This window comes from Streptomyces sp. NPDC005811, assembly GCF_040630405.1.
Taxonomy (GTDB): Bacteria; Actinomycetota; Actinomycetes; order Streptomycetales; family Streptomycetaceae; genus Streptomyces.
Genome location: NZ_JBEXXK010000005.1, coordinates 205,462 through 229,518, shown reverse-complemented (window position 1 = coordinate 229,518; position 24,057 = coordinate 205,462). Strand labels below are relative to the sequence as shown.

Annotated in this window: 26 protein-coding genes; 12 read left to right on the top strand and 14 right to left on the bottom strand. The window is 73.5% G+C overall.

What is annotated here, in order from left to right; genetic code table 11:
- Positions 1-55: 55 nt before the first annotated feature.
- On the top strand, positions 56-508 hold the full coding sequence (locus ABZ490_RS07655) for an ATP-binding protein (protein ID WP_358985743.1): 453 nt from the start codon (positions 56-58) through the stop codon (positions 506-508).
- Here ABZ490_RS07655 and ABZ490_RS07650 read toward each other — a convergent pair.
- From ABZ490_RS07650 to ABZ490_RS07630, 5 genes are all read right to left on the bottom strand, one after another.
- The gene (locus ABZ490_RS07650) at positions 481-906 is read right to left on the bottom strand and encodes a cytotoxic translational repressor of toxin-antitoxin stability system (protein WP_358985741.1); all 426 of its coding nucleotides are present in this window, start codon (positions 904-906) and stop codon (positions 481-483) included. The two genes, ABZ490_RS07655 and ABZ490_RS07650, sit on opposite strands and share 28 nt — an antisense overlap.
- On the bottom strand, positions 903-1,319 hold the full coding sequence (locus tag ABZ490_RS07645) for a prevent-host-death protein (RefSeq protein WP_358985739.1): 417 nt from the start codon (positions 1,317-1,319) through the stop codon (positions 903-905). Before ABZ490_RS07645 ends, ABZ490_RS07650 begins: the two co-directional genes overlap by 4 nt.
- 90 nt (positions 1,320-1,409) lie before the next feature.
- Positions 1,410-1,910 carry a hypothetical protein gene (locus ABZ490_RS07640; protein ID WP_358985736.1) on the bottom strand — a complete coding sequence of 167 codons (501 nt, stop codon included), beginning with the start codon at positions 1,908-1,910 and terminating at the stop codon, positions 1,410-1,412.
- A gap of 136 nt (positions 1,911-2,046) precedes the next feature.
- Entirely contained in the window at positions 2,047-4,401 is a 2,355-nt protein-coding gene (locus ABZ490_RS07635) for a serine/threonine-protein kinase (protein ID WP_358985733.1), read from the bottom strand.
- A gap of 215 nt (positions 4,402-4,616) precedes the next feature.
- A complete protein-coding gene (locus ABZ490_RS07630) occupies positions 4,617-5,363 on the bottom strand; it encodes a VOC family protein (protein WP_358985730.1) in 747 nt (248 codons plus the stop codon).
- Positions 5,364-5,496: 133 nt separating this feature from the next.
- Between ABZ490_RS07630 and ABZ490_RS07625 the strand changes: the two genes are divergently transcribed.
- Positions 5,497-6,132 carry a TetR family transcriptional regulator gene (locus ABZ490_RS07625; RefSeq protein WP_358985962.1) on the top strand — a complete coding sequence of 212 codons (636 nt, stop codon included), beginning with the start codon at positions 5,497-5,499 and terminating at the stop codon, positions 6,130-6,132.
- A 79-nt stretch (positions 6,133-6,211) separates the two neighbouring features.
- Here the strand turns inward: ABZ490_RS07625 and ABZ490_RS07620 are convergent, their stop codons facing one another.
- Positions 6,212-6,664 carry an Lrp/AsnC family transcriptional regulator gene (locus tag ABZ490_RS07620; RefSeq protein ID WP_358985728.1) on the bottom strand — a complete coding sequence of 151 codons (453 nt, stop codon included), beginning with the start codon at positions 6,662-6,664 and terminating at the stop codon, positions 6,212-6,214.
- Positions 6,665-6,746: 82 nt separating this feature from the next.
- Between ABZ490_RS07620 and ABZ490_RS07615 the strand changes: the two genes are divergently transcribed.
- Positions 6,747-7,358, top strand: coding sequence for a LysE family translocator (locus ABZ490_RS07615; RefSeq protein WP_358985725.1), 612 nt, complete (start codon positions 6,747-6,749; stop codon positions 7,356-7,358).
- A gap of 167 nt (positions 7,359-7,525) precedes the next feature.
- On the opposite strand, the gene ABZ490_RS07610 is transcribed toward ABZ490_RS07615, so the two are convergent.
- Together ABZ490_RS07610 and ABZ490_RS07605 are read right to left on the bottom strand one after the other, a co-directional pair.
- Positions 7,526-7,999 carry a nitroreductase family deazaflavin-dependent oxidoreductase gene (locus ABZ490_RS07610; protein ID WP_358985722.1) on the bottom strand — a complete coding sequence of 158 codons (474 nt, stop codon included), beginning with the start codon at positions 7,997-7,999 and terminating at the stop codon, positions 7,526-7,528.
- Positions 7,996-9,180: an acyl-CoA dehydrogenase family protein gene (locus ABZ490_RS07605; protein ID WP_358985719.1), complete on the bottom strand. Its 1,185-nt coding sequence runs from the start codon at positions 9,178-9,180 to the stop codon at positions 7,996-7,998. Before ABZ490_RS07605 ends, ABZ490_RS07610 begins: the two co-directional genes overlap by 4 nt.
- A gap of 112 nt (positions 9,181-9,292) precedes the next feature.
- Between ABZ490_RS07605 and ABZ490_RS07600 the strand changes: the two genes are divergently transcribed.
- The 6 genes from ABZ490_RS07600 (at position 9,293) to ABZ490_RS07575 (ending at position 17,800) form a co-directional block, all read left to right on the top strand.
- On the top strand, positions 9,293-10,462 hold the full coding sequence (locus ABZ490_RS07600; protein WP_358985717.1) for an acetyl-CoA acetyltransferase: 1,170 nt from the start codon (positions 9,293-9,295) through the stop codon (positions 10,460-10,462).
- A 116-nt stretch (positions 10,463-10,578) separates the two neighbouring features.
- A complete protein-coding gene (locus ABZ490_RS07595) occupies positions 10,579-11,400 on the top strand; it encodes a hypothetical protein (protein WP_358985714.1) in 822 nt (273 codons plus the stop codon).
- Positions 11,397-13,757: a bifunctional serine/threonine-protein kinase/ABC transporter substrate-binding protein gene (locus ABZ490_RS07590; RefSeq protein ID WP_358985711.1), complete on the top strand. Its 2,361-nt coding sequence runs from the start codon at positions 11,397-11,399 to the stop codon at positions 13,755-13,757. The genes ABZ490_RS07595 and ABZ490_RS07590 overlap by 4 nt, the downstream gene beginning before the upstream one ends.
- Positions 13,758-13,769: 12 nt before the next feature.
- Positions 13,770-15,980 carry a bifunctional serine/threonine-protein kinase/ABC transporter substrate-binding protein gene (locus tag ABZ490_RS07585; protein ID WP_358985708.1) on the top strand — a complete coding sequence of 737 codons (2,211 nt, stop codon included), beginning with the start codon at positions 13,770-13,772 and terminating at the stop codon, positions 15,978-15,980.
- Positions 15,981-16,117: 137 nt separating this feature from the next.
- Positions 16,118-17,098: an expansin EXLX1 family cellulose-binding protein gene (locus ABZ490_RS07580; RefSeq protein WP_358985705.1), complete on the top strand. Its 981-nt coding sequence runs from the start codon at positions 16,118-16,120 to the stop codon at positions 17,096-17,098.
- 36 nt (positions 17,099-17,134) lie between these two features.
- Positions 17,135-17,800 carry a pyridoxal 5'-phosphate synthase gene (locus ABZ490_RS07575; RefSeq protein WP_358985703.1) on the top strand — a complete coding sequence of 222 codons (666 nt, stop codon included), beginning with the start codon at positions 17,135-17,137 and terminating at the stop codon, positions 17,798-17,800.
- On the opposite strand, the gene ABZ490_RS07570 is transcribed toward ABZ490_RS07575, so the two are convergent.
- Complete coding sequence (locus ABZ490_RS07570) at positions 17,777-18,301, bottom strand: ATP-binding protein (RefSeq protein WP_358985700.1); 525 nt, start codon at positions 18,299-18,301, stop codon at positions 17,777-17,779. The genes ABZ490_RS07575 and ABZ490_RS07570 overlap by 24 nt on opposite strands.
- Before the next feature lie 237 nt (positions 18,302-18,538).
- Here ABZ490_RS07570 and ABZ490_RS07565 point away from each other — a divergent pair, with 237 nt between their 5' ends.
- Together ABZ490_RS07565 and ABZ490_RS07560 are read left to right on the top strand one after the other, a co-directional pair.
- Positions 18,539-19,366: a TNT domain-containing protein gene (locus tag ABZ490_RS07565; protein WP_358985697.1), complete on the top strand. Its 828-nt coding sequence runs from the start codon at positions 18,539-18,541 to the stop codon at positions 19,364-19,366.
- A 19-nt stretch (positions 19,367-19,385) separates the two neighbouring features.
- Entirely contained in the window at positions 19,386-19,691 is a 306-nt protein-coding gene (locus ABZ490_RS07560; protein WP_358985694.1) for a hypothetical protein, read from the top strand.
- A 1-nt stretch (position 19,692) separates the two neighbouring features.
- Here ABZ490_RS07560 and ABZ490_RS07555 read toward each other — a convergent pair whose 3' ends face one another.
- The 4 genes from ABZ490_RS07555 to ABZ490_RS07540 all read right to left on the bottom strand — a co-directional run bounded on the left by ABZ490_RS07555 (position 19,693) and on the right by ABZ490_RS07540 (position 22,151).
- On the bottom strand, positions 19,693-20,559 hold the full coding sequence (locus ABZ490_RS07555; protein ID WP_358985691.1) for a GNAT family N-acetyltransferase: 867 nt from the start codon (positions 20,557-20,559) through the stop codon (positions 19,693-19,695).
- A gap of 283 nt (positions 20,560-20,842) precedes the next feature.
- Positions 20,843-21,445 (bottom strand): GNAT family N-acetyltransferase, encoded by a 603-nt coding sequence (locus ABZ490_RS07550; protein ID WP_358985688.1) that lies wholly within the window; start codon positions 21,443-21,445, stop codon positions 20,843-20,845.
- Between the two features lie 52 nt (positions 21,446-21,497).
- Positions 21,498-21,905 (bottom strand): Zn-ribbon domain-containing OB-fold protein, encoded by a 408-nt coding sequence (locus ABZ490_RS07545; RefSeq protein ID WP_358985685.1) that lies wholly within the window; start codon positions 21,903-21,905, stop codon positions 21,498-21,500.
- Positions 21,906-21,989: 84 nt separating this feature from the next.
- The gene (locus ABZ490_RS07540; protein ID WP_358985682.1) at positions 21,990-22,151 is read right to left on the bottom strand and encodes an Arc family DNA-binding protein; all 162 of its coding nucleotides are present in this window, start codon (positions 22,149-22,151) and stop codon (positions 21,990-21,992) included.
- Between the two features lie 28 nt (positions 22,152-22,179).
- On the opposite strand from ABZ490_RS07540, the gene ABZ490_RS07535 reads away from it, so the two are divergent.
- On the top strand, positions 22,180-23,415 hold the full coding sequence (locus ABZ490_RS07535; RefSeq protein WP_358985679.1) for a transposase: 1,236 nt from the start codon (positions 22,180-22,182) through the stop codon (positions 23,413-23,415).
- A 35-nt stretch (positions 23,416-23,450) separates the two neighbouring features.
- On the opposite strand, the gene ABZ490_RS07530 is transcribed toward ABZ490_RS07535, so the two are convergent.
- Positions 23,451-23,900, bottom strand: a complete 450-nt coding sequence (locus ABZ490_RS07530; RefSeq protein WP_358985676.1) for a DoxX family protein — start codon at positions 23,898-23,900, stop codon at positions 23,451-23,453.
- Positions 23,901-24,057 lie beyond the last annotated feature (157 nt).

Below are 24,057 nucleotides of genomic sequence, written 5' to 3'. Positions count from 1 at the left end.
GACTCTTGGACACGGAACGTGATGACTCGTGTACGACGGAAAAGGGCGGCCAGCCGTGCTGACAGGAACGACCTCATACACCGGGCAGTTCGTCTCGTCGCCGCGAGGGGCGCGGCTGGCCCGGCGGTTCGCCGTGCGGTGCATGGAGGAGTGGGGTCACGCGGCGGCGTCCGACGTGTCGTGCGCGGTCGCCCTGGTCGTCGCCGAGCTGGCCGCGAACGCCGTGCGGCACGGCCGGGTGCCGGGACGGGATTTCGGTCTCCGGCTCGCTCTGGACCCGGCAGCGGGTCTGGTGCGCGTCGAGGTCGCGGACGCCGCCTCCGGGAGGCGGCTGCCCGTGGCCCCGACCGCGCCCTGTCCAGAGGGTGAGGGCGGTCGGGGACTGTTGCTGGTGGACGCCCTGGCCGTGCGCTGGGGGTCAGCGGACCGGTATCCCCTGGGCAAGACCGTGTGGGCAGAGGTGCCTGGCGGGGCGGGAGGTCAGGCCCCGTCCGTCCAGTACTTCTGAAGGCGTGCGACCGCCTCGTCCTTGGTCATCCCCGCCACGGTGTCCTCGCCGACGCCCACCCGGTGGATCAGCAGATGCACCAGGTCGGCGGGAAGCGCCTCGCGGGGCGGTTCGGGAGCGCCTCGGTCGGGCAGCTCGCCCTGCTGCACGCAGGCCCAGAACCGGTCCTCGGCGACGTCCAGTTGGTCACGCAGCATGTGCCCCCACATCGCCGCCCCGTACACGGTGCGGTCCACCGGGTGCGAGATTCTCGTACGCAGGATCCGGCCGTCGTGCAGCGTGAGTTCGTAGGTCACGTGATGGGTGCCGGTGCGCCCGCGTGCGTCGCGGACGCGCTCCCACTTCTCGGCGCGGCAGAACCGGTCGTGGTTCTCACGGTCTGGCTGGGGCCAGGTCACCTCGGGGCACCTACCAGCCAGTCATGCAACTGTCCGTCATCGCTGAGGGCGATCAGCTGCACCAGGCCCCAGTTGTCCGCGTGGTTGGGCGCGGTCCGCAGCCTGTCCTGCCAGTCCTCGGCATACTCGCGCAGGACCTGGACCATCTCTCCTATGGCTTCGTCGAACGTGGCCCCGTCGGCGGCCAGCGGCAGACCGGGCAGGAAGACGGACCAGCCGTTCGCCTCGGAGACCACCTCCGCCTTGGACGGGCACACCAGCGACAGATAGTGGCGCAGCCGCTCCACGTCCACGACCGCCGAGCGGCCGGAGTCACGGCGCACGGTGGCCACGCGCCCCTCGTCGGCCGCGTCGAGGAGGTCCTTCAGGTGGGCGCGCGCTTGCGTGTAGCTCTCGTAGTGCACCGCGGCCATGGCCTGCCTCCTCGCTCGTCCCTAACCTCTTTCAGGGTGGGCCTGGGCGCCAGGTACGTCAAGTACGTGGCGTACCTGACGTACTCATGATCAGTCGACGGCCGGGGCGTACGGGTCCGGTTCGCAGTGGTCGACCTTGGCCGCGACCGACGCGCTGGACATGGCCACCTGGACCGTCGTGGTGCCGTCCCCGGCGACGTATGCGTCCGCGGTCCGCTCCTCCAGCTCCCGGGAGCCGGCGTCGAAGAAGCGGACGGTGACGGTGAAGTGGTTGCCGGTGGAGTTCGGGTTGGTGAGCCGGAGCGTGGCGTACGGGTCGGACTCCGTCGCGCAGATCAGCAGGTCGACCACGGCGTCCTGCCCGGTCGCCGCGGAGGAGCCGCCGGACGACGAGCCGTCATGGTCCTGGCTGGAGCTGCTGCACCCGCCGCCCCCGCCGCTGCTGCTGTCGCTGTCGCTGCTGCCGCTCCGGTGCTTGCCGCTGCTCTTGCCGATGCCGTGGTGGCTCCCCGTGGAGAACCCCGTCAGTGCCAGCACCACCAGCACCGACACCGCCGCGAACCTGAACTTTCCATGCCCCCGTCGATTCATCCCGTCAGCCTAGACAGTTGCTGTCACGGGCATGCCACTGCCTGGCGACCGCGCGGCACCCGGCGCAGCGGCCGCCGTGCGGACCCTTCCGCGCGGCCCCGCTGCGACGGCCGTCCCGGAACGGGGCGGCACGGCGTCAGACCGTGCGAGCCGTGCCCGTTCCCTTCTCCGCGTCCAGCGCGTACACACAGCGGTCCTTGCTGCACGCGTACACCACGCCGTCCCGGACCACCGGGGAGCCGGTGATCTCGCCGCCGGTGGCCAGCTTCCAGCGCAGGCGGCCGTCGTCGGCCTTGAGGGTGTAGAGCAGGTGGTCGGTGGAGCCGAAGTGGATACGGCCCGCCTCGACCGCCGGGGAGCCCACGATGTCGCCGCCCGCCTGGAAGCGCCACTTGGGTGTGCCGGTGACCGCGTCCAGGGTGTAGAGGCCCTTGCCGCTGCCCACGTGGACATGGCCGGCCGCCACCAGGACCGGGTCGACGGAGGCACGGGACTCGGTCGCGATGCGCCAGCGGTCGCGGCCGTCGGCGGCGTCGAGGGCGTAGACCGTGCCGAGGTAGTCGGCCAGGTAGACGCCACCGCCGGTGACCGCGGGGCCGGGGACGAAGGCGGGCGGCGAGAGGAAGACCGCCGGGGCCTCGAAGTGCCAGCGCACCATGCCGCTCGCCACGTCGACGGCGATGACGCGGGTGCCGGCCGAGAGGTAGACATGGCCGTCGGGCGCGGGCGTGACGCGGACCGGGACGCCGCCGCAGGAGGCCGCGTCGCCGATGGGGTACGACCAGCGCTCGTCACCCGTACGGGCGTCCAGGGCTCTGAGCCGGGCGTCCTGCCAGACGAAGACCGTGCCGTCGTGCAGGGTGGGGCCCGCCTCGGGCGACTCGAAGTCGCTCTGGCAGCCGGTGATCTCCCAGAGCTTCTGCCCGGTGGAGGCCTCCCAGGCCTGGACCCCGCCGCCGCGGGTGGCGGTGACGACCGTGCCGCGCTCGGCTCTGAGGCAGTAGACCCAGGCCTCGGTCTGGAGCCGCCACAGGTCCTGGCCCTCGCGGGCCTCCAGGGCGAACAGGGTGGGGCCGTCGGAGGCGTGGACGCGGCCGTCCGCGACCGCCATGGACCAGCCCACGTCCCGGGTCTTGAAACGGCGCCGGCCGGTCGCCACGTCCAGCGCGTGCACCTCGAAGGAGGTGACGTAGACGAGGTCGCCGAAGACGGCCGGGGTGCCCCACACGTCGTTCGACATCCGGAACCGCCAGGGGCGCCAGCCCGCCGGGTGACCGTCGGGGGCCGCCGTGGTCTGCGGGGCCGTGAGGGCGGTGTCGGCGCCCGTACCCAGGGCGGGGCGGATCCGGGTCCAGTTGGCGACCAGTCCGGGCTCGGGCAGCGGCGCCTTGACGGCGGCGGTGGCGCGGACGTCGGCGACGCGCGGGCCGGGGCCGATCGGCACGGCCGCGCCGGCGAGGTGGACCGGGCCGGGGTCGGCGGCGCCGATCGCGAGAGGCACCGGGCCGGGCGCGGGCACCACGGGGTCGTGGGAGGGCGGCGGGGGCAGCGGCAGCGGGCCGCGCGGGTTCACCGGCGCCAGTTTGGGGGCGGGACGGCCGCCGCGGCGGGTCTCGATGAGGGTGACCGCCTTCTCGGGCAGCCACGCCGACGCCGTACCGCTGTCGTCGGAGCCGGAGCCGAACAGGTGCGGGGCGAGCTGGGCCTGGAGGTCGGCCGGGTTGGGGCGGGCCTTGGCGTCCATCTGCATGAGGGAGTCGATGAGCGGCCGCAGCTCGTCCGGGAGGCCTTCGAGGTCCGGCTCCTCGCGGAGCAGCATGAAGACCGTCTCGACCGGGTTGGCGCCGTGGAAGGGCGGGTGGCCGGTGGCGGCGAAGACGAGCATCGAGCCGAGGGAGAAGACATCGCTGGCGCCGGTGACGCTGCGGGAGTCCTTGGCCTGCTCGGGGGACATGTAGGCGGGGGTGCCGACGGCGACGTTCGTCATCGTCAAACGGGTGTTCGACACTCCGGAGGCGATACCGAAGTCGATCACCCGGGGGCCGTCCTCGACGACGAGGACGTTGGAGGGCTTCAGGTCGCGGTGGACCAGCCCGGCGCCGTGGATCGACTGGAGCGCCTCGGCGACGCCCGCCGCCAGCCAGCGCACGGCCTGGGCCGGCATCGGCCCGCAGTCGTTCACTATCTCCTCGAGGGAGGGCGCGGGGACGTAGGCCGTGGCGAGCCAGGGCACCGCGGCGCGCGGGTCGGCGTCGACCACGGCGGCCGTGTAGAAGCCGGAGACCGCCCGGGCCGCCTCCACCTCGCGCGTGAAGCGCACGCGGAAGAGCTGGTCCTCGGCGAGCTCGGTCCGGACCGTCTTGATCGCCACGCGCCGGCCCGACGCGGAGCGCGCCAGATAGACCAGCCCCATGCCGCCGGCCCCCAGCCGTCCCAGCACCTCGAACGGCCCGATCCGCCGCGGATCGTGCTGCGTCAGCTGATCCACCACTTGCCTGCCACCTCCCCGTACGGGCCACGTCACCCACTATGTGTACGCGACCGAAGTGCAGCGTCTCACCACCGCACCGCCATGGCGGCACGCACCCCAGATTCTTCCTGGCCGGGCGGCTGGTTGCGAACCCGGGGGCGATCGGGGTGTCTCATCTCATATATGGGCGAAACAGCATGCGGGACGGGGCGTGAGCGGGTACTCCGGTACGTGATTCAACGCTGAAGCAGCGCGAACGACGCACCCTGATTGTCCGTGACGACCGCCACGATTCCGTACGAAGCCGTGAACGGGCCCGCCTGGACCCGCCCGCCGAGCCGGCTCACGGTGCCCAGCGCCGCCTCGCAGTCCCGCACCCCGAAGTGGACGAGGAAGTGCGGCGGCATGACTTCCGGGAAGACATCGGTGACCGGCACCCGGCCGAAATCGGGCGCGGCGCCGGGGCCGAAGAGGGCCTCGTGGAAGAGATGGCCGTAGAAGGTGTTCGCGATCTCGGTGTCCCGGGCGTAGAGCTGCGCCCAGGCGAAGGCGCCGGGGATGTGCCGGACGCCGAATCCGGGGTGCGCGACCGGCTGCCAGAGGCCGAAGACGGCGCCCTCGGGGTCGGCCGCGAGGGCGGCGAAGCCCTGGCCGTCCACCGGGAACGGGGGCATCACCACCTGTCCGCCCGCCGACCGGATCCGCCGGACGGTGGCCTGGGCGTCGGGGGTGGAGAAGTACACCGTCCAGACGGTGGGCATCCGGCCGTCCGTCTTGTGGGCCAGCGCGGCGACCGGCAGGCCGTCCAGCAGGGCCCACACGGAGGCGCCGGACGCCTCCTGGAAGGTCCATCCGAAGAGCTCGCCGTAGAACCGCCTGCCCGCGTCCACGTCCGGAAGCTGCGCGTCCACCCAGCACGGGATGCCCTCGGGGACCGCCCCGGCGCCACCCTCTGTGTTCACCGATGCCCTGTTTTCGGCCATGCAGCCAAACTAACGGCGGTTCACGCAACGCGCAGACCAGCACACCCTTCCTCCGTGCCCCTCGCACCCCATTTGCAGTCGGCCGAATCGCGCTCCGATCACCCCTCGGTAAGCTGACGGCATGACAGGACAAGTGCGTACCGTCGACGGCCGCGTGGCCGGCCGGCGCGGGCAGGCGACGCGGCAGAAGCTGCTGGACTGCCTCAGCGAGATGCTCAGCTCCTCTCCGTACCGGGACGTCAAGGTCATCGACGTGGCCCGGAAGGCGGGCACTTCGCCCGCGACCTTCTACCAGTACTTCCCGGACGTCGAGGGCGCCGTCCTGGAGATCGCCGAGCAAATGGCCGCCGAGGGCGCCGGGTTGACCGAGCTGCTGGAGGGCCGCTCGTGGGTCGGCAGGGCGGGCTGGCAGACGGCGCAGGAACTCGTCGACGGGTTCCTGGAGTTCTGGAAGAAGAACGACGCGATCCTGCGGGTCGTCGATCTCGGCGCGGCCGAGGGCGACAAGCGCTTCTACAAACTGCGGATGAAGATCCTCAACTCGGTGAACAACTCCCTGTCGGACGCCGTCGCCGAGCTCCAGGCCAAGGGCCGGGTCGACCAGGACGTGAACCCGGCCGCGGTCGCCGGTTCACTGGTCGCGATGCTCGCGGCGGTCGCCTCGCACCAGAAGGGCTTCCAGTCCTGGGGCGTCAAGCAGGCCGAACTCAAGCCGAACCTGGCGCTGTTGGTCCATCTGGGCATCACCGGCAAGAAGCCGACGAAGTAACCGGCGAAACAACCGGCGAAACAGCCAAGTCCTGTCTTGCGGGCGGTGGTTCCACAGGAGTGGAGCACCGCCCGTGCCGCTACGCGGGCAGCGGCCGGTCCTTGACCACGTGCTTCATCACCAGCGTGGACGTCAGCCGCTGCACCCCCGGCAGGGTCGCGAGCCGCTCGTCGTAGAGCCGCTGGAAGGCCGCGAGGTCGGCGGTCGCCACCCGCAGCAGATAGTCGGGCTCCCCGAAGAGCCGCTGGGCGTCCAGGACGTGTTCCAGCTCACCCACCGCCCGCTCGAACTCGGCGACCGTGTCCCGGTCCTCCTGTCGCATGGACACGAAGACCAGCGCCTCGAAGCTCAGCCCGACGGCGGCCGGTTCCACCACCGCCCGGTAGCCGCTGATCGCCCCGGACCGCTCCAGCTCCCGCAGCCGCCGATGGCAGGGCGAGACGCTCAGCCGCACCCGCGCGGCCAGCTCGGTCACGGTCAGCCGCCCGTCCTGCTGAAGCTCGGCAAGAATCTTCCGGTCCACGTCGTCCATGGGGCAGATCTTCCCCCATTCTGCCGCGTTCCGGGAAAAGAACGGGAACACTTTCGGCCGGATCACGCCTAATGTCCCCAGCATGGACACGGGAACGCTGTTTTCTTTCCTCGCGCTGGACCTGCTGCTGGTCTGTGTGCCGGGCGCCGACTGGGCGTATGTGATCTCCGCCGGGCTGCGCGGCCGTTCCGTGGGCGCGGCGGTGGGCGGCCTGGTGAGCGGCTACGCCCTGCACACCGCGCTGGCGACGGCGGGTCTGGCCGTCCTGGTCGCGGGCTCGCCCGCCCTGCTCACCGCGCTCACGGTGGCGGGGGCGGGGTATCTGGTGTGGCTGGGGTGGCAGGTGCTGCGCCGGCCGGGGGTGCCGGAGGAGGGCGAGCCGGTGGTCGAGGGCCGGGTCTTCCTGCGGGGCGCGATGATCAGCGGCCTGAACCCCAAGGGGCTGCTGCTGTATCTGTCGATCCTGCCGCAGTTCCTGGCGACCGGGGGCGGCGCGCACCTGCCGGTGGCCGCGCAGACCGCGGTCCTCGGTCTGCTGCACATGGCGTGCTGCGCCGCCGTCTATCTCGCGGTCGGCGTGCTGGCCCGCGCGGTGCTGGGCGCGCGCCCGGCGGCGGCCCGTGCGGTCACCCGGACCTCGGGGGCGGCGATGCTGGGCATCGGCACGCTCCTGCTGGTCCAGCACGCCTTCTAGGGCTCGGGCCGTGTCCGCCCAGGTCGTGTCCGCAAAGTCCCGTCGTCCGCCCGACGGGCGGGCCCTGCGGCGTCGTGGGGGCCTCGCCCGCGCGAGCGCAGCCGAGCGCGGGGGAGCGTGCTCCCGGCGTGCCGGGCGAGTGGGGGTGCCCCCTTTGCTGACATGACCTAGGGCCTCGGCACCAGCCGGAACACCCGGATCTCCCGCTCCACCCTCGCCTGATAGGTCGCGTACGGCGGCCAGAACGCGAGCAGTTCCTTCCAGACCGCCACCCGTTCCTCCCCCGTCAGCAGGTGGGCGGTCACCGGTATGCCGGTCCCCTTCCAGCTGATCTCGGCGTCGGGGTGGGCGAGGAGGTTGGCGGTCCAGGCGGGGTGGCCGGTGCGGCCGAAGTTGGAGCCGACGAGGATCCAGGTACGGCCCGCGGGCTCCGGCATGCAGGCCAGGGGCGTGCGGCGCGGCTGCCCGCTGCGGGCGCCGGTCGCGGTGAGGATCACCCCGGGCAGCATCTGGGCGCTGAGCAGCACCTTTCCCCGGGTGAGCCGGTGGACGGCCCGGTCGAGGGCGGGGACGACATGGGGGGCGAACCGGGCGAAGGCCCGGGTCGAGGACACCTTCTGCACCACACGGACGCCGATCACACCGTCACCTCCGCGCCCGTGAACAGTCCGGACTCCTCGGCCGCGTGGGCGCGCAGCCGGTGCACCGGCCCGAACAGCAGTTCGTCGCCGGCGGCCCGCTTGAAGTACAGATGCGCCTGGTGCTCCCAGGTGAACCCGATCCCGCCGTGCAGCTGGATCCCCTCGGCGGCGGCGAGCCGCAGCGCCTGGAGCGCCTGGGCGAGCGCGAGCCCGCCGACGCCCTCGCCGCGCCCGGTCGCCCAGGCGGCGTAGTACGCGGCGGACCGGGCGGCCTGGACCTGCACATACACGTCGGCCAGCCGGTGCTGCACCGCCTGGAATGACCCGATCGCCCGCCCGAACTGCTCGCGCTGTTTCAGGTACTCCACGGTCCGCTCCAGCGCCCGGTCGGCGGCCCCGACGGCCTCGCAGGCGAGGAAGGCGGCGGCGAACTCCCCGGTACGGGCCAGCACTTTGCTCACTTTCGTCTCCTCGTCCCCCAGCAACTCCGCTTCTGCATCCCGTAGTTGTACCCGCCCCTGCGGCCGGGTCGCGTCGAGGGCGGTCTGGCGGGTTCGTACGACCCGGTCGGCGTCGCCCGCCACCAGGAACAGCAGGGTCCGCGACCGTACGAACCCCCCGGTGTGGGCGGCGACGAGCAGCAGCCCGGCGCTGTGCCCGTCGAGGACCTGGGCGGCCTCGCCGTACAGCCGCCAGCCGTCCCCGGCCCGCCGGGCCTGCACCCCGCCCGCGCGTCCGCCGCCGGACCAGTCGCCGCCGCCCGGCCCGGTCAGGGCGAGCGCGGTGGCGAGGGCGGGCGCGGGGACGGCGAGGGCGGCGGTGAGCGTGCCGTCGGTGAGGCGCGGGAGCAGCCGGGCGCGCTGGGCGTCGGTGCCGAGGGCCAGGACCAGGGGCGCGGCGAGGACGGAGGTGGCGAGCAGCGGGGTGGGGGCGAGGGCCCGGCCGGTCTCCTCGGCGGCGAGCGCGAGGTCGGTACGGGGGCAGCCGACACCGCCGTACGCCTCGGGGACGGCGAGGCCGGGCAGGCCGAGCTGTTCGGCGAGGGTGGTCCACAGGGCGCGGTCGTGGCCGGCCGGGGTGTCGAGGGCGGCCCGCAGTTCCTCGGGGCCGCAGCGTTTGTGGAGCAGTTCCCGCAGGGCGCGGCGGATCTCGTCCTGCTCGGCGGTGAGACGGGGGTCCATGGCGGTTCCCTCCGGATCTGACATCCCTGCGGATCCGGCACTTCCCTCCGGATCTGACGGTCCGTCATATTAGGAGCGCCGGATCGAGATGCACAGAGGAAGGTGGCCCCTCATGACCTCGGGGACCCGGAAAGTGGCCGTCGTCGGCGTCGCGCTCTCGGACTGCGGGAGGGTGGACGACGCGACCCCGTACGCCCTGCACGCCCAGGCGGCCCGCCGGGCGCTGGCGGACGCCGGGCTCGACCGGTCGCGGGTGGACGGTCTCGCCTCCGCCGGGCTCGGCACGCTCGCCCCGGTCGAGGTGGCCGACCATCTGGGCCTGCGCCCCACCTGGGTCGACTCCACCTCCGTCGGCGGCGCCACCTGGGAGGTCATGGCGGCGCACGCGGCCGACGCGATCGCCGCCGGGCACGCGAACGCGGTCCTGCTGGTCTACGGCTCCACGGCCCGCGCCGACATCCGGGCCGGCCGCCGCACCGGCACCTTCGCCTTCGGCGCCCGCGGCCCGCTCCAGTTCGAGGTGCCGTACGGGCACACCCTGATCGCCAAGTACGCGATGGCGGCCCGCCGGCACATGACCGAGTACGGCACGACGATCGAGCAGCTCGCCGAGGTCGCCGTGCAGGCGCGGGCGAACGCGGCGCTGAACCCGGAGGCGATGTTCCGCACCCCGGTCACCGTGGACGAGGTGCTCTCCGGGCCGATGATCGCCGACCCGTTCACCAAGCTGCACTGCTGTCTGCGCTCCGACGGGGGCGCGGCGGTCCTGCTGGCGGCCGAGGAGTACGTACGGGACTGCCGTACGGCCCCGGTGTGGATTCTCGGCACCGGGGAGCACGTCTCGCACGCGAGCCTGTCGGAGTGGGAGGACTTCACGGTCTCCCCGGCGGCGGTCAGCGGGCGGCTGGCCTTCGGGCGGGCGGGGGTGCGGCCGGCTGAGATGGACTTCGCGGAGATCTACGACGCGTTCACCTACATGACCCTGGTGACCCTGGAGGACCTGGGGTTCTGCGCCAAGGGCGAGGGCGGGGCGTTCGTGGAGAAGGGCCGCCTGACGGCCGGCGGGGAGCTGCCGGTGAACACCGACGGGGGCGGGCTGTCGGCCCAGCATCCCGGTATGCGGGGGCTGTTCCTGCTGGTGGAGGCGGTCCGGCAGTTGCGGGGGGAGGCCGGGGAGCGTCAAGTGCGGCGACCCGACGGCGAGTTGCCCCGGCTGGGGGTGGCCTCGGGGACCGGGGGGTGGTTCTGTTCGTCGGGAACGGTGGTACTGGGCCGGAACTGAATTCGGCCGTACCCTCGTCGTGCCCGAACGAGGCCTGGGAGAGGGCCGGCAGAGGGCTGGGACAGCGCGGCATGCCTGGGGGGCGGGAAGCGGTGGACAGAGGGGTTTTACAGGGCTTGTGCGCCCTGTCGGTGAGCGGGCTGCTGCTCGTCACGGCATGTTCCGGCGGTGGCGGATCCGGTGGGGGATCCGCTGGGGGATCCGGCGGCGGGAAGGCCACCGGGACACCGGGGCAGACGTCCACCGGCGCCTCGGGCGGTGCCGTCACGGACGCGCCCGGTTCCCCGCCCACCGCGCTCGATTTCACTCCTGACCCGGCCCGCGCCCCGAAGAACCGCGCGGACGCCGTGCGCCTGGCCGACAAGGTCGCCGCGGGCCCCGAGGTCTGGGGCGCCGGCTTCGTCCGCGCTGCTCCGGACAGCGGTCCCGGCACCTGGCCGGTCCTCGACGGCGACTGCGTCTGGCAGCGCGAGCCCGTCCCCGACGACGTGTTCGCCAGCGTCACCCGTTACAGCGAACTGCCCGCCGAGAGCGGCAAGGGCCCGGTCAGGGTCGCCGTGACCGTCACCGTCCACCGGGACACGGACGGCGCCGACTGGGAGCAGGCGTCGACGCTGGAGGAGGCGCTGCGCTGCCCGGACCAGGTGCTGCGCGCCGGGGAACGGATCACCGGCCTCAAGTCCCTCGGCCAGGCCTTCGGCCACAACGGCAACGAGTACGCCGAGGACACGTTCTACGAGGGCGGCGAGTACCACAGCGACACCCTGGGCGGCCCGTACTCGTACATGTGGACCCAGGGCCGTATCGGCCAGGTCACCGTGGCCGCGACCGCCCGCGCCGCCGAGGGCCGCGACGCCGCCGCCCTGAGCCAGGCGGTGGCCGAGACGCAGAGCACCATGCTGCTCCGTCTGGAGAACGCGCTGGAGGTGACCGGATGACCGGCCCCCTGCTGCCCTCCGACCCGTCCTCCCTCGCCGGGCACCGGCTGCTCGGCCGGCTCGGCGCAGGCGGGATGGGCGTGGTCTACCTGGGCCGTACGGACGAGGGCGCGCTGGCCGCGATCAAGGTGATCCAGACCGAGTACGCCGAGGACGCCCAGTTCCGGGCCCGTTTCCGGCGCGAGGTGGCGGCCGCGCGCCGGGTCAGCAGCCCCTGGGCGGTGCCCGTGACCGGTGCCGACCCGGATGCCGACGCCCCCTGGCTCGCCACCGCCTTCGTCCCCGGGCCCTCGCTCGCCGAGGCCGTCGCCGTGTGCGGTCCGCTGCCCGCCCGCAGTGTGCGGGTGCTGGGCAGGATGCTCGCCGGGGCGCTGGCCGAGGTGCACACGGCCGGGCTCGTGCACCGGGACGTCAAGCCCGGCAATGTCCTGCTCGCCGTCGACGGGCCGCGGCTCATCGACTTCGGGATCGCGCGGGCCGCCGACGACACGGCGCTCACCTCCGCCGACATGGTCGTCGGCACCCCCGGTTTCCTCGCTCCCGAACAGGCCGAGGCCCGTGCGGGCGAACTCGGCCCGCGCAGCGACGTGTTCTCCCTCGGCTGTCTGCTGGCGTACGCGGCGACCGGCCGCCCGCCCTTCGGCGCCGGCGCGGTCGACGCCCTGCTCTACCGCACGGTGCACGACGAGCCCGACCTGGAGGGCGTCGACGAGCAGCTGCTCGCGTTGCTGCGGCCGTGCCTGGCCAAGAGCCCGGCCGACCGTCCCTCGGCGGCCGCGCTGCACGAGCTGATCGTCGAGGACACCCCGGGGGATCCGGCGGGGTGGCTCCCGGAGGACGTCGTACGGATCATCGCCGAGCGGTCGGCCGCGATGCTCGCGCTGCCGGACATCGAGCCGACCGTCGCGGAGGCGCAGGCGGGGCCGGGATCGGGCGCGGGACCGGGACAGGGACAGGGACAGGGACAAGGACCAGGATCAGGATCAGGACCGGGATCAAGGTCGACGCCGGCGTCAGGATCGGCATCGGCATCGGGCGGGCGAGGCGGGACGGCCGGGTCCGGAGCGGACGCGGTCACGGCCGGGGCGGGCCCGCCCGCGACCGGTCGGCGCCGGTTCCTGATCGCGGCGGCCTCGGGCGCCGTACTGGCCGCGGGCGGCGGGGTGGCGGCGTGGGCCGCCCTGCGCGGGGACGACGGCTCCAAGACGTCCGCTGCCCCGTCCGGCCGGGACTGGATCATCGGCGTACAGGCGGACCTCAGCGGCCCGGGGAAGGCCCTGGGGCGGGCGCAGGAGCGGGGCGCGCGACTCGCCGTCGAGCAGTTCAACGCCCGTAAGGACAAACCCTTCACCCTGACCCTGAAAGTGGCCGACGACCGGGGCGACGTCACCCGGGCCGGCATCGTCGCCCGCGCCTTCGTCGAGGACGAGGACGTGCTCGCCGTCCTCGGCCCGACGTCCGACGACCCCGCCCGCGCCGTCGTCACCGTGTACGACGAGGCGCTGCTCCCCCTGATCTCCGTGTCCGCCGGGGCGAGCATCCTGACCAGCGCCGAGAACCGTTCCTTCCTGCACGCCCGCCCCAACGACCTGGAGGCCGTGGCCTCGATCGCCATGTTCCTGACCGCCGGAGGGAGGGCGGCGGGCGGGGAGTACGCCTCCGGTCCGGCGGCCACCGGCCCGTCGAGCCGGCCCGGTCTGCTCATGGACCGCACCGCCGCCGACTACGCCTGGGCGTCCATCGGCGCCATCAACCTGATGGTGCGGGGGCAGGGCCGGCTGCCCTACCCGCGGGTCGTCCCGGCCGGCACCGAGGCCTTCGGGCCCGTCGTCGCCGACATGCTGGCGGCGGGCTCCGACTCCTTCGTCTACGGCGGCTACCCGGCGGGCGCGGCGGCCTTCGCGCGCGCCCTGGCCGCGGCCGGCTTCGACGGACCCCGGTACAGCCCGGAGGCCTCGCTGAGCACGGAGTTCCTCGACGCGGCGGGCGAGGCCGCCGAGGGCTGGCTGATCACCAGCACCTGTGTCGACCCGGCCGGGCTGCCCGCGGCGGCCGGCTTCACCGCCGCCCACCGCACACGGTTCGGCAGCGCCCCCGGCTTCTACGCGGCGGAGGCGTACGACGTCGTCGGCATGATCGCCGACACCCTGCGCGGGGCGGACGGCCGGCCGACGCGCGCCCGGCTGACCACCGCCCTGCGCCGGACCGCCTATCAAGGCGTGACCAAGAAGTTCGCCTTCGTGCCCGAGACCGGGTCCTTCGTCTCCCCGGAGAACGGCGCGGTCTTCGGATACCTGGTGGCGGACGGCAGGTTCCGTTTCCTGGGCCCGGCGCCCGTACCGTCGTCGGACGCGTAGGGCCGTACGACCGTGCCCGTCACCGCGCTCCGTCCGGGGGATCCGCAGGCCGTCGGCGGTCACCGGCTGCTCGGGCGGCTGGGCGCGGGCGGCATGGGCGTGGTCTATCTGGCCCGTGCGCGGGGCGGGGCCCTGGTCGCGCTCAAGGTGATCCGCGCCGAGTACGCGACCGACCCCGCCTTCCGGGTGCGGTTCCGGCGCGAGGCCGAGGCGGTGGGCCGGCTCGGCACACTGCTCGCGGGGCGGCCCGGCGGACGCTGGCTGGTGCCGGTGACCGCCGCCGACCCGGAGGCCCGCGCGCCCTGGCTCGCCACGGGGTACGTCCCCGGGCCGCCGCTCGCGGAGACGGTCGCCCGCTACGGTCCGCTGCCGCCGGAGACCGTACGGGTGCTCGGCGCCAGGCTGGCCGAGGCGCTGGCGGAGGTGCACGGGGCGGGGCTGGTGCACCGGGACGTCAAGCCCGGCAACGTCCTGCTCGCCCTGGACGGGCCCCGGCTGATCGACTTCGGCATCGCCCGCTCGGCGGACGCGACCGCGCTCACCGCGAGCGATGTGGTCATCGGCTCCCCGGGCTATCTCTCCCCCGAACAGGCCCGGGCGGGCCGGGCGGAGCGGATCGGCCCACCGAGCGACGTGTTCTCGCTGGCCTGTGTCCTCGCGTTCGCCTCGACCGGCCGCCGCGCCTTCGGCACCGGCACCCCGGCCGCCGTCGTCTACCGCACGGTCCACGAGGCCCCCGACCTCGACGGCGTACCGGAACCGCTGCTGCCGCTGCTGACCGCCTGCCTGGCGAAGGAACCCGGCGACCGGCCGACGGCGGAGGAGGTCCACGCCGCCCTCGATCCCGGTACGGCGGCCGGCGCCGGCTGGCTGCCCGCTCCCCTGCCCGGCCTGATCGCCGAACGGGCGGCACGGGTACTGGAGTTGCCGGTGCCGCCGGCACCGGACACCCCACAGCTCGGGCAGCTCGACGAGACCGAGGTGGCTGCACGCCCCGCACGGCGGCGTTTCCTGGCCCTCGGGGCGGTCGCGGGGGTGCTCGGGGCCGGGGGCGGTGTGGCGGCGTGGGTGGCCGGACACTCGGGCGAGGGGGCCCGGGGCGGGGGCGGGGGCGGGACGGGGGTGCGGAGTCCGCTGCCCCGGTACGCCATCGGGCTGCACGCCGATCTGAGCGGGGCCCGGAAGAGTGTCGGGCGGGCGCAGGAGCGGGGCGCGCGGCTCGCCGTGGAGCAGCACAACGCCCGTGCGGGCCGTGACTTCGACCTCGTGCTCCGGGTGCGGGACGACGGCGGGGAGCCCGAGCGGGCCGTGGAGACCGCCGGCGCCTTCGCGGCGGACGACACGGTGTACGCCGTGGTCGGTCCCACGACGGACGCGACGGCGGTGGCCGCCCAGGCGAGCTACCAGAAGGCACTGCTGCCCGCGCTGGTCGTCTCCGCCGGCGACGAACGGCTCTCCGACACCTCGAACACGGCGGTCTTCCAGCTCAGGCCCGGCGACATCTCCCTGACGGCACCGGTCGCCTGGTACCTCACCCATGTGGAGCCGGCCCACCGAACCGCCGTCGTCGACGACCGGGCCGCGGGAGAGGTCGGCTGGAGGAGCGCCCGGTCGATGAGGGAGTTCCCACCCTCCAAGGGCACCACCACCCTCCACACGGTCGCCGCCGGCAGCGAGGACTTCCGCCCGGTCGTGACGGCGGCGATCGCCGCCCGGGCCCAGGCCCTCGTCTACACCGGCGTCTCCGCCCGGCGGGCCGCCCTGTGCGCCCGCGCGGTACGCGAGGCCGGTTTCAGCGGCCCGTGTGTGGCCATGGAACCGGTGCTGGGCCCCGCGTTCCTGGAGGAGGCGGGAGAGGCCGCCGAGGGCTGGGTGTTCGGCACGACCTACGTGGATCCCGCGGCCGCTCCCGCATCGAAGCCGGCGCAGGCCTTCGCGGCGGCGTACCGGAAGCGCTATGGCGTCGACGCCGTGCCGCCGTACGCCGCCGAGGCCTTCGACGCGCTCGGCCTGGCCGCCGAGGGGCTGCGGCTGCTCGGCCCGGACGGCATGGAGCGGGGCGGTGTGACGCGGCGGCTGCGGACACTCACGTACCGGGGTGTCTGCAAGAAGGTGTCGTTCAACAGGACGACGCTTCAGATGGACTCCACGCCCGGGCTCTTCCTGTACCAGGTGAAGGAGGGCCGGGCGCGCTTCCTGGGCCAGTACGAGACGGTGACGTGAGCGGACCGGTGGGAACCGGGTGAACCCGGGCGGCCCCGGGGCCGTATGAAGTCACGGCAACCTTCGGGAGGGTCCGCGGCGACTGTCGGGGCGGACGCTCTCGTCACCGGAGCCCCGCCCGACCGAAGGAATCGACTGTGACCACCCCTTCGCACCGCCGCCGCTCCCGCCCCCGGCGCCACACGGCGCTGCTCTCCGCCGTCGCCGTCGCCGCCGTGGCGCTCGTCGTGTCGCTGGCCGTGGCCTTCCGCCCGGGCGGCGGCGGGACCGCCGATGTGCAGGACGCCGCCAAGCCCGTCTCCGGCGCCCGGGCGAGCGCCTCGCCGACGCCCGGGGCGCCCTCGGCCTCCGGGTCGCCGACGCCGTCCGCGAGCGCGGCGAGCCCGACGGCCCGCGCGTCCGCGTCCCGCTCGGCCACCGCGTCCGCCGCGTCCTCCGCGGCCGCCCGCGCCAAGGCCACCACCTCCACCGCCACCGCACCGAGGACCTCCGCGTCGGGCTCCCTGGCCGGCCGGATCCGCCCCGGCGTCACCTACCGGGGCGTGGCCACCTCCTACGACGTCGGCAACGGCGACGGTGCCTGCTCCTACGGCCCCACCTCCGACGTGATGACGGCGGCGATGAACACCGCCGACTACGAGACCTCGAAGGCCTGCGGCGCGTTCGTGGCCGTCCACGCGGGCGGCAAGTCGATCACCGTACGGATCACCAACGAGTGCCCGGCGCCCTGCCAGGCCGGTCAGCTGGACCTCAGTCAGCAGGCCTTCGCCAAGCTGGCGCCGCTGTCGGCGGGCCGGATCCAGATCACCTGGAACCTGCTCAGCCCGAGCACGAGCGACACGATCTCGATCCGCTACAAGACGGGCTCCACCCAGTACTGGTGCGGCATCCAGGCCCTCGGCCACCGCAACCCGCTGGCCCGCCTGGAGGTCCGTACGGGCGGTGGCTGGAAGCAACTGGAGCGCACCGCGTACAACTACTTCCTCTCCGAGCAGGGCACCGGCTGCGGCGCCGCGATCCGGCTGACCGACATCTACGGCGAGCAGCTCACGATCGAGGGGATCGCGGTGAAGCCGGACGCCGTGCAGTCGACGAGCGCCCAGTTCACCCGGCGCTGAGCGACGGGGTTGACACTCGGGGCCGATACTCGGGTCATGGCTACGGATCTTCATGAGCTGCTGAGGTCGCTGCGGGTGTGGGACCCGGAGGTGACGCGGCTGCCTGCCTTCGACCCGGAGCGGGCCCCCGGCACCCCGGTGGAGCTGTTCACCGCCTGGTTCGCCGAGGCGGTGGCGGCGGGTGAGCGGGAGCCGCACACCATGACCCTGGCCACCGCCGACGAGGAGGGCCGCCCGGACGCCCGGATCGTGATGCTGCACGGCGCCGACGCCGGCGGCTGGTCCTTCGCCACGCACGCCACCAGCCGCAAGGGCCGCCAGCTCGCCGCCCGCCCGTACGCGGCGCTCACCTTCTACTGGCCCCGGCGCGGCCGCCAGGTCCGCGTCCGCGGCCCGGTCGTCTCCGCCCCCTCCGGCGAGGCCCAGGCCGACCTGCACGCCCGCTCCACCGGCGCCCTGGCCGCCGCCCTGACGGGCCGCCAGAGCGAGCCCCTCTCCTCCACCGAGGAGCTGGCGGCGGTGTCCCGGGCGGCCTGGGACCGGGCCCGGGCCGACCCGACGGCCGCATCCCCCACCTGGACCCTGTACCGGCTCGACCCCGAGGAGGCGGAGTTCTTCCAGGGCGAGGAACACCGCCGGCACGTACGCCTGTCGTACGTCAGAAACGACACCGGCTGGTCACGACAGCTGCTCTGGCCCTGAGGGGCCCGCGAGGTACCGGGCCGCCCCCGTGCGGGGCAGGACCGCCCACATGCGGGTGCCGCCGCCCGATTCGTGCTCGCCGCCGATGCCCCAGTCGCCGTGGCAGGCGCGGACGACCTCGTCCAGGACGCGCAGGGACACCCGGCGGGACAGGACGCAGATGGCGCCGAGGCGGGCCCGCTCGTGGCGGGGGTGGCCGTCGTAGACGGTGACGCGCAGGTCGCCGCCGCGGTGGCGCAGCGAGACGTACACCTCCTTGGTGGCGGACAGCCGGCAGGCGCAGGCGGTCAGTTCGCTGACCACCTGGACGACCGCGTCCGTCACCTCGGTGAGGCCGTGCGCCCTCAGGACCGTCCGGGTCGCGGCGCGCGCCACACCGGGACTGCGCGGGGAGGCCGGGAGCGTGAAGCTGTACGAGAGGTTCTCCGGGAGCGCGGGAGCGAACGGGGCATCGACGGGAGCGCTGGTCGGCGACGGGCAGGTCGTGGTGTCGGGGTGCACGGCAACTCCCTGGTCTCATGGGGGTGTTCCCCAGAGAAGCAGAGAGCACGCGGGCCGTGCTGATGCCCGTCCGGACGACTCCGGTACGACGTTGTGGTCGGCCGGTGACAATCGCGGGGTGGCGCGGCTGCGCCGTTCGGCCCCCTCCGATTGCCGCACCGCCGATGACACTCTGTGATGATTCATGACTTTCCGTGAGCTCCATCGGCTCGCGGACGAATCTCGCGGAGGTGTTCAGTGACGTTCCGTCGTTGGAGTGCGGCCCTGGTCGCGACGGCCGGGCTCGCCGGCTCCGTGCTGCTCGGCGCGCCCTCGCCCGCCACGGCCGCACCGGCCGCGCCGGCCGCGCCGGCCGCCGAGCGGTCCGTGGTGGCGCCGCTGCCCGTCCCGCGGGCGGGCGGCAAGGAGACGGCACCGCGGGGGTACGGGGACCCCGCGCCGGACGGCAGACAGGCGTCGTCCTGCCTGGGGCTGGTGCCCTCGCCCTACCCGTACGCCCACACGCCGTACTACTGCAACGACTGGCGCTTCGGTCCGGCCGAGCTGCCCACCTCCGGCCTCGTCGGGGCCACCCTCCAGGGCTACGACCGGTTCGGCACGCTCACCCCCGTCGAGTTCCTCAACAAGTGGTGGGACCCCACCCTGGAGCACGGCATCGGCGACTGGAAGTACGCGCTGATCCCGGACGACGGCTTCGACCACAACGCCCAGGGCGCGCCCGTCGCCACCGAGACGACCCTCCCGGTCGGCCAGCTCCTGGACCGCTTCGGCAACGAGTTCGGCAAGTTCCTGGCCCCGGCTGGCGCCACGTACGCCGAGCGGTCCATTCCGCCGTCCGGCCTGGACACCCAGGACCCGCGCTTCCCGTACAACTACCACCTGTACCGGGTGAAGAAGCCGACGCTGGTGTGCGCCGGCCCGACCGCCCCCGCCTTCGAGCAGCCGGGCCAGGGGGTGCAGTACGTCACCTCGGTCGCGTCGGCGGCGATGTACTGCCCGCATGTGAAGACCGGCGCCACGGTCAGCTCCCTGATCAACAGCGGCAACCTGGAACGCGCCAACTGACCCGGGAGGGGGCGGGGCAATGGACCGGCACGGGCTGTGCGCGGCACTGCGCGCGGCGGGCGTCCCCGCCGGGCTGTACGAGATCGCCGGCTGCCCCGCCCCGCCCGGCACACCCCGGCCGGAGGACCGCCTCTACCTGGCGGAGGAGGCGGGCGGCTGGGTCGTGGGCGTACGGCAGCGCGGCGTACGCACGGTCCTGGAGCGGTTCCCCGACGAGGACCGGGCCTGCCGCGGTCTCTACACCAGGCTGACCGACCCGGGGCCGCCGTCCGTACCGCTCACCGCCGAGGAGCGGGCGCGGTTGCCGGACCCTCCCGGCCCGTGAGTCACTCCTCGAACCGGTGCACCGTGAAGTCCGCCACCGGGCGGTAGCCGATGCGCTGGTAGAGGCCGTTGCTGGTGGGGTTGGCGAGGTCGGTGAAGAGGAGGACCTCCCGGGCGCCGGCGGCCCGGGCCGCTCGGCTGATCTCGGCGGTCGCGGCGCCCGCGTAGCCCCGGCCGCGCAGGGGAGCGGGGGTGTAGACGGTGGTGACCCGCACCTGGCCGGCCACCTCCGGGGTGACCACGGCCAGGGAGACGGGGGTGCCGTCGGGGGTCTCCCAGAAGAGGGCCCCGCCGTGGGCGATCCGGGCGTCGGCGAGCGCGCCGGCGTCCTGGAGTTGGCGCTCGCCGATGCTCTCGCCGAACTCCTCGTACCAGCTCATGAGCCGGGCGCGGTCCGTGGCGGTGGCGGTGGCGATCCGCGGGGCGCCCTCGGGCACCGGCTGGGGGACCGTCAACTCGTCGAGCCGGTAGAGGCGTTGCTCCTTCCAGAGGTCCGCCCCCGCGCCGGTGTGCCGCTTCCAGGCGGCGGCGAAGGCGTCGGCCGTGGCGCGGTCGGCGGTGACTCCGGGGAGGCGGTGTCCCGCGGACGCCAGCCGGGCGGCGAGGGCGTCGGCCTGTTCCCCGGTGAGGGAGGTGAGATTGATCCAGTACGGCGGGGTGTGCAGGGACACCGCCTCCACCGCGCCGCCCCGCTCCAGCACACCGAAGACGGGGGCCTCCTCGCCGTAGACGTTCACCCCCCTGTCGCGCAGGTTCTCCAGCACGGTCAGCGGCACGGTGTGCAGCGCGGGCCGGGAGGCGAGGAAGTCGCTGGCCCGCCGGAGGAAGGCGTCGAGGTCATGGGTGAGGTTCCAGTCGTCCGGTCTCATGCCCGGCATCGTGGCGTACCCGGTGCCCGTACCGCCCCCGATTTAGGGCCTGTCGTTTGGATCAGGTCGGCTGGGCCGACGTGGTCTCTCGGCCGACCTGAGCGGGGTGTGGTGCGTGCGGCTGCAAGGCGGAGGAGGGCGGCGACGCGATGGGGGTCCCTCCCGCGCGAGCGCAGCCGAGCGTGGGGGAGTCGACAACCGACGACAACGCGGCTGGGGGTCCCCCCTCTGGGGGAGTGCGTGCCACACCCCGCGACGCGCGGCATGATCCAAACGACAGGCCCTAAGGCCCCTGGGGCTCCGGGTCCGTGGCCAGGCGTCCGTGCAGGTGGACGTCGCGGAAGGCGTCGCGCCTGCCTTCTTCCCACATCGCCCCGCGCACGGTCCCCTCGTACCGGAACCCGCACCGCTCGGCGACCCGGCAGGAGCCGCCGTGGCCGAGGGCGTGGCCCAGTTCCAGCCGGTGCAGGCCGATCTCGTCGTAGGCCCAGCGCGCGGCGAGGAGCAGGGAGCGGGTGGCGATGTGCCGGCCGCGCGCCTCGGGCAGCACCCAGTAGCCGACCACGGCGTTGCTCAGTACCCGGTCGATCGCGTTGACGGAGATCTGCCCGAGGACCGTCCCGTCGTCGGTGGCGGTGACGCAGAAGGTCATGGCGCGCCCGGCATCCGTGTCCGCGGCCTTGGCCTCCAGCGACTCCCGGGCGCTCGCGGGGTCGGTGATCGTCCTGATCGGGGTGTTCCAGCGCCGGAACTCCGGGTCGGTGTGCCCGCGCAGCCACGCGTCCACATCGGTCGCGGACGCCGGATCCCAGAGGCGGAGGGTGAGGCCGTGGCCGTGTATCTCCGGGGGGTGCGGGAGGGCGCGGGGGTCGCGGATGCGAGTCATCCGGCCATTCAACACCGGGCCGGCACCGGGCCCCCGGCAGGTGGCGTGCTCGTCAGGCCGGCGCACCGTGGCCGGCCACCCGGAACACCGGCACCCCTTCCCGGAACGTCGCCTCCAGTGCCATCCCGGCCCGCAGGGTGTCCGCGTCCTCCCCCACCACCTCGGTGGACATCCGGGGGCCCTCGGCGAGGTCGACGACCGCGGCGACGTACGGGGTTCGCTCGCCGAACGGCGGGAGGTCGTTGCGGTGGACGACCGACCAGGTGTAGAGCGTGGCCCGGCCGCTCGCGTCCTCCCAGGTCACGTCCTCGCTCCAGCAGTACGGACAGAACTCGCGAGGGTAGTGGTGGGCCCGTGCGCAGGCCCCGCAGCGCCGGATCAGCAGCCGGCCCGCGGCGGCCGCGTTCCAGTACGTCCGGGTGAAGGCGTCGGCCTCGGGGAGGTCGTGGCGCGCGGTCACCGGGTTCCTCCGAGGATGCCCCGGCCTTCAAGCCGGGGAGGAATCGGACTCCTGCGAAGCAGGACAGGGAAAGCCGAATCGCCGTCAGGGCGATTCGGCGTCTGCCACGGTGGCGCGGTAGTCGCCCTCGATGCGGTGGAGGATCTCGGAGTTGAGTGACCGCCGGTTCGCCTTGGCCTGCGCTGTGAGCCAGGCGTGGAGGTCGGTGGGCAGGCGGAGAGTGATGCGGGTTTCGTCATGATTCACACCCCAATCCTAGTGGTAAAATGGTGGCATGACGACACGACAGCAGGCGAGTGAGGAGTCCGGGCACGCCCGGTACACCTACCGCCTCCGCGTGTCGTCGACCGCGAGCGCCGGACTCAATGCCGAGTGGGCGCGCTGCCGTTGGATCTGGAACGAATGCGTGGCCATGTCCCGCAAGGCCCACGGCCTGAGCAAGGGACTCCCCGAGGACGCCATCGAGAAGGTGACGTGCGGCCCGGCACAACTCGACAAGATGCTTACCGAGGCCCGCACCTCCATGGGGTGGCTGCGCGAGGGCTCCTCGGTGCCCCAGCAGCAGATCATCCGCGACTTCGGCAAGTCCCGCGCCAAGGCCCTGAAGGACATCAAGGCGAAGCTGCCGATGCGGCAGCGTGCCGGTATGCCCCGGGTCAAGCGGAAACGCGACGCTCTGCCGTCGCTGAACTACACCCGGCGCGGCTTCCGCTTGAAGGACGGCCGCCTTCGCCTCGCGGGCGGCATCGCCCTGACCGTGGTGTGGTCCCGCGACCTGCCCGCTGACCCCACGTCGGTCCGGGTGTACCGGGACAGCCTCGGCCACTGGTACGCCTCGTTCGTCGTGGAGACCGCCACCGAACCGCTGCCCGCGACGGGCCGGGCGATCGGTATCGACTGGGGCGTCAAGGAGACCGCCACCACCACCTCGGACGCGCACGACCTTCCCCACCCGCAGCGCGGCCGCACCGCCGCCGCGAAGCTGGCCCGGTACCAGAAGCAGATGGCGAGGCGGAAGCCCCCGCGCGGAAAAGCCGCGTCGAAGGGCTATCGGGCGGCATCCCGTGCGGCGGCCAAGGTCCACAAGAAGGCTGCCCGGCAGCGCCAGGACACCGGCCGCAAGTGGGCCAAGCGCGTCGTGCGCGACTTCGACCAGCTCGCTGTCGAGGACTTCCGCCCCAAGTTCCTCGCGAAGTCCACAATGGCCCGCAAGGCCGCTGACGCCGCGATCGGCGCAACCAAGACCGCGCTGACCGAGATGGCCCGCAAGCACGGCCGTATCGTGCACCTCGTGCACCCGGCCCACACCACGATGGAATGCGCACAGTGCGGTGCGAGAACCAAGCACGCACTCCCCCTCTCCGAACGAACCTACGCGTGCATCGCGTGCGGAGCCGTGTCCCCCAGGGACAAGAACTCCGCCCGCGTGATGCTCGTCCGGGCTGGTCTCGACCCGGCTGGTGCTGATGGCAGAAGTCCTCTGGGAGCGCCGCTCCCGGAGGCGGCCTGAGCTAGGAATCCCCCTGCTTCAGCTGGGGGAGGATGTCAAAGGAAGAGCCCCAGGGCGTCGTCCACCGACCAGGTCTGCCAGGCCATGCCGCCCAGCGCGACCAGCGAGATCAGCGCCATCATCCCGTTCTGGCCCTGCTCGGCCCAGTCGTGGATCATGAGGACGAGGTAGATCAGGTTGAGGAGCAGGCCCGCGACCAGGGCGATCGGGGTGAGGAAGCCCGCGATCAGGCCGAGGCCCAGGGCGAGTTCGGCGTAGACGACGACGTACGCCATGAGCCGCGGCCGGGGCTTCACGACGCGCTCGAAGCCGGACCGTACGACGGTCCAGCGGTGCTTGGCCGCCACGCCCGCCGCCCAGGCGATGCCGGAGCCCTCGAACCAGCTCTTCTTCTCCTTGTGCCGCCAGCTCTCCAGCCACCACAGCCCGAGTCCGATCCGCAGCACCGCGAGCCACTGGGCACCGTCGAGCCAGATCGCATCCATGGATCTGACGGTACGTCAGATAGCCGGTTCCGGGAAGACCGTGCAACCTGTGCGCCCGCCGTGAAGCTGTGGGGTCCCCATGAATGGCGCGGGATTGTTGGCAATTTTGTTCGCACCCTGGGTACGTTCACACCGCAAGCAGCGAACCCGAGGGAGT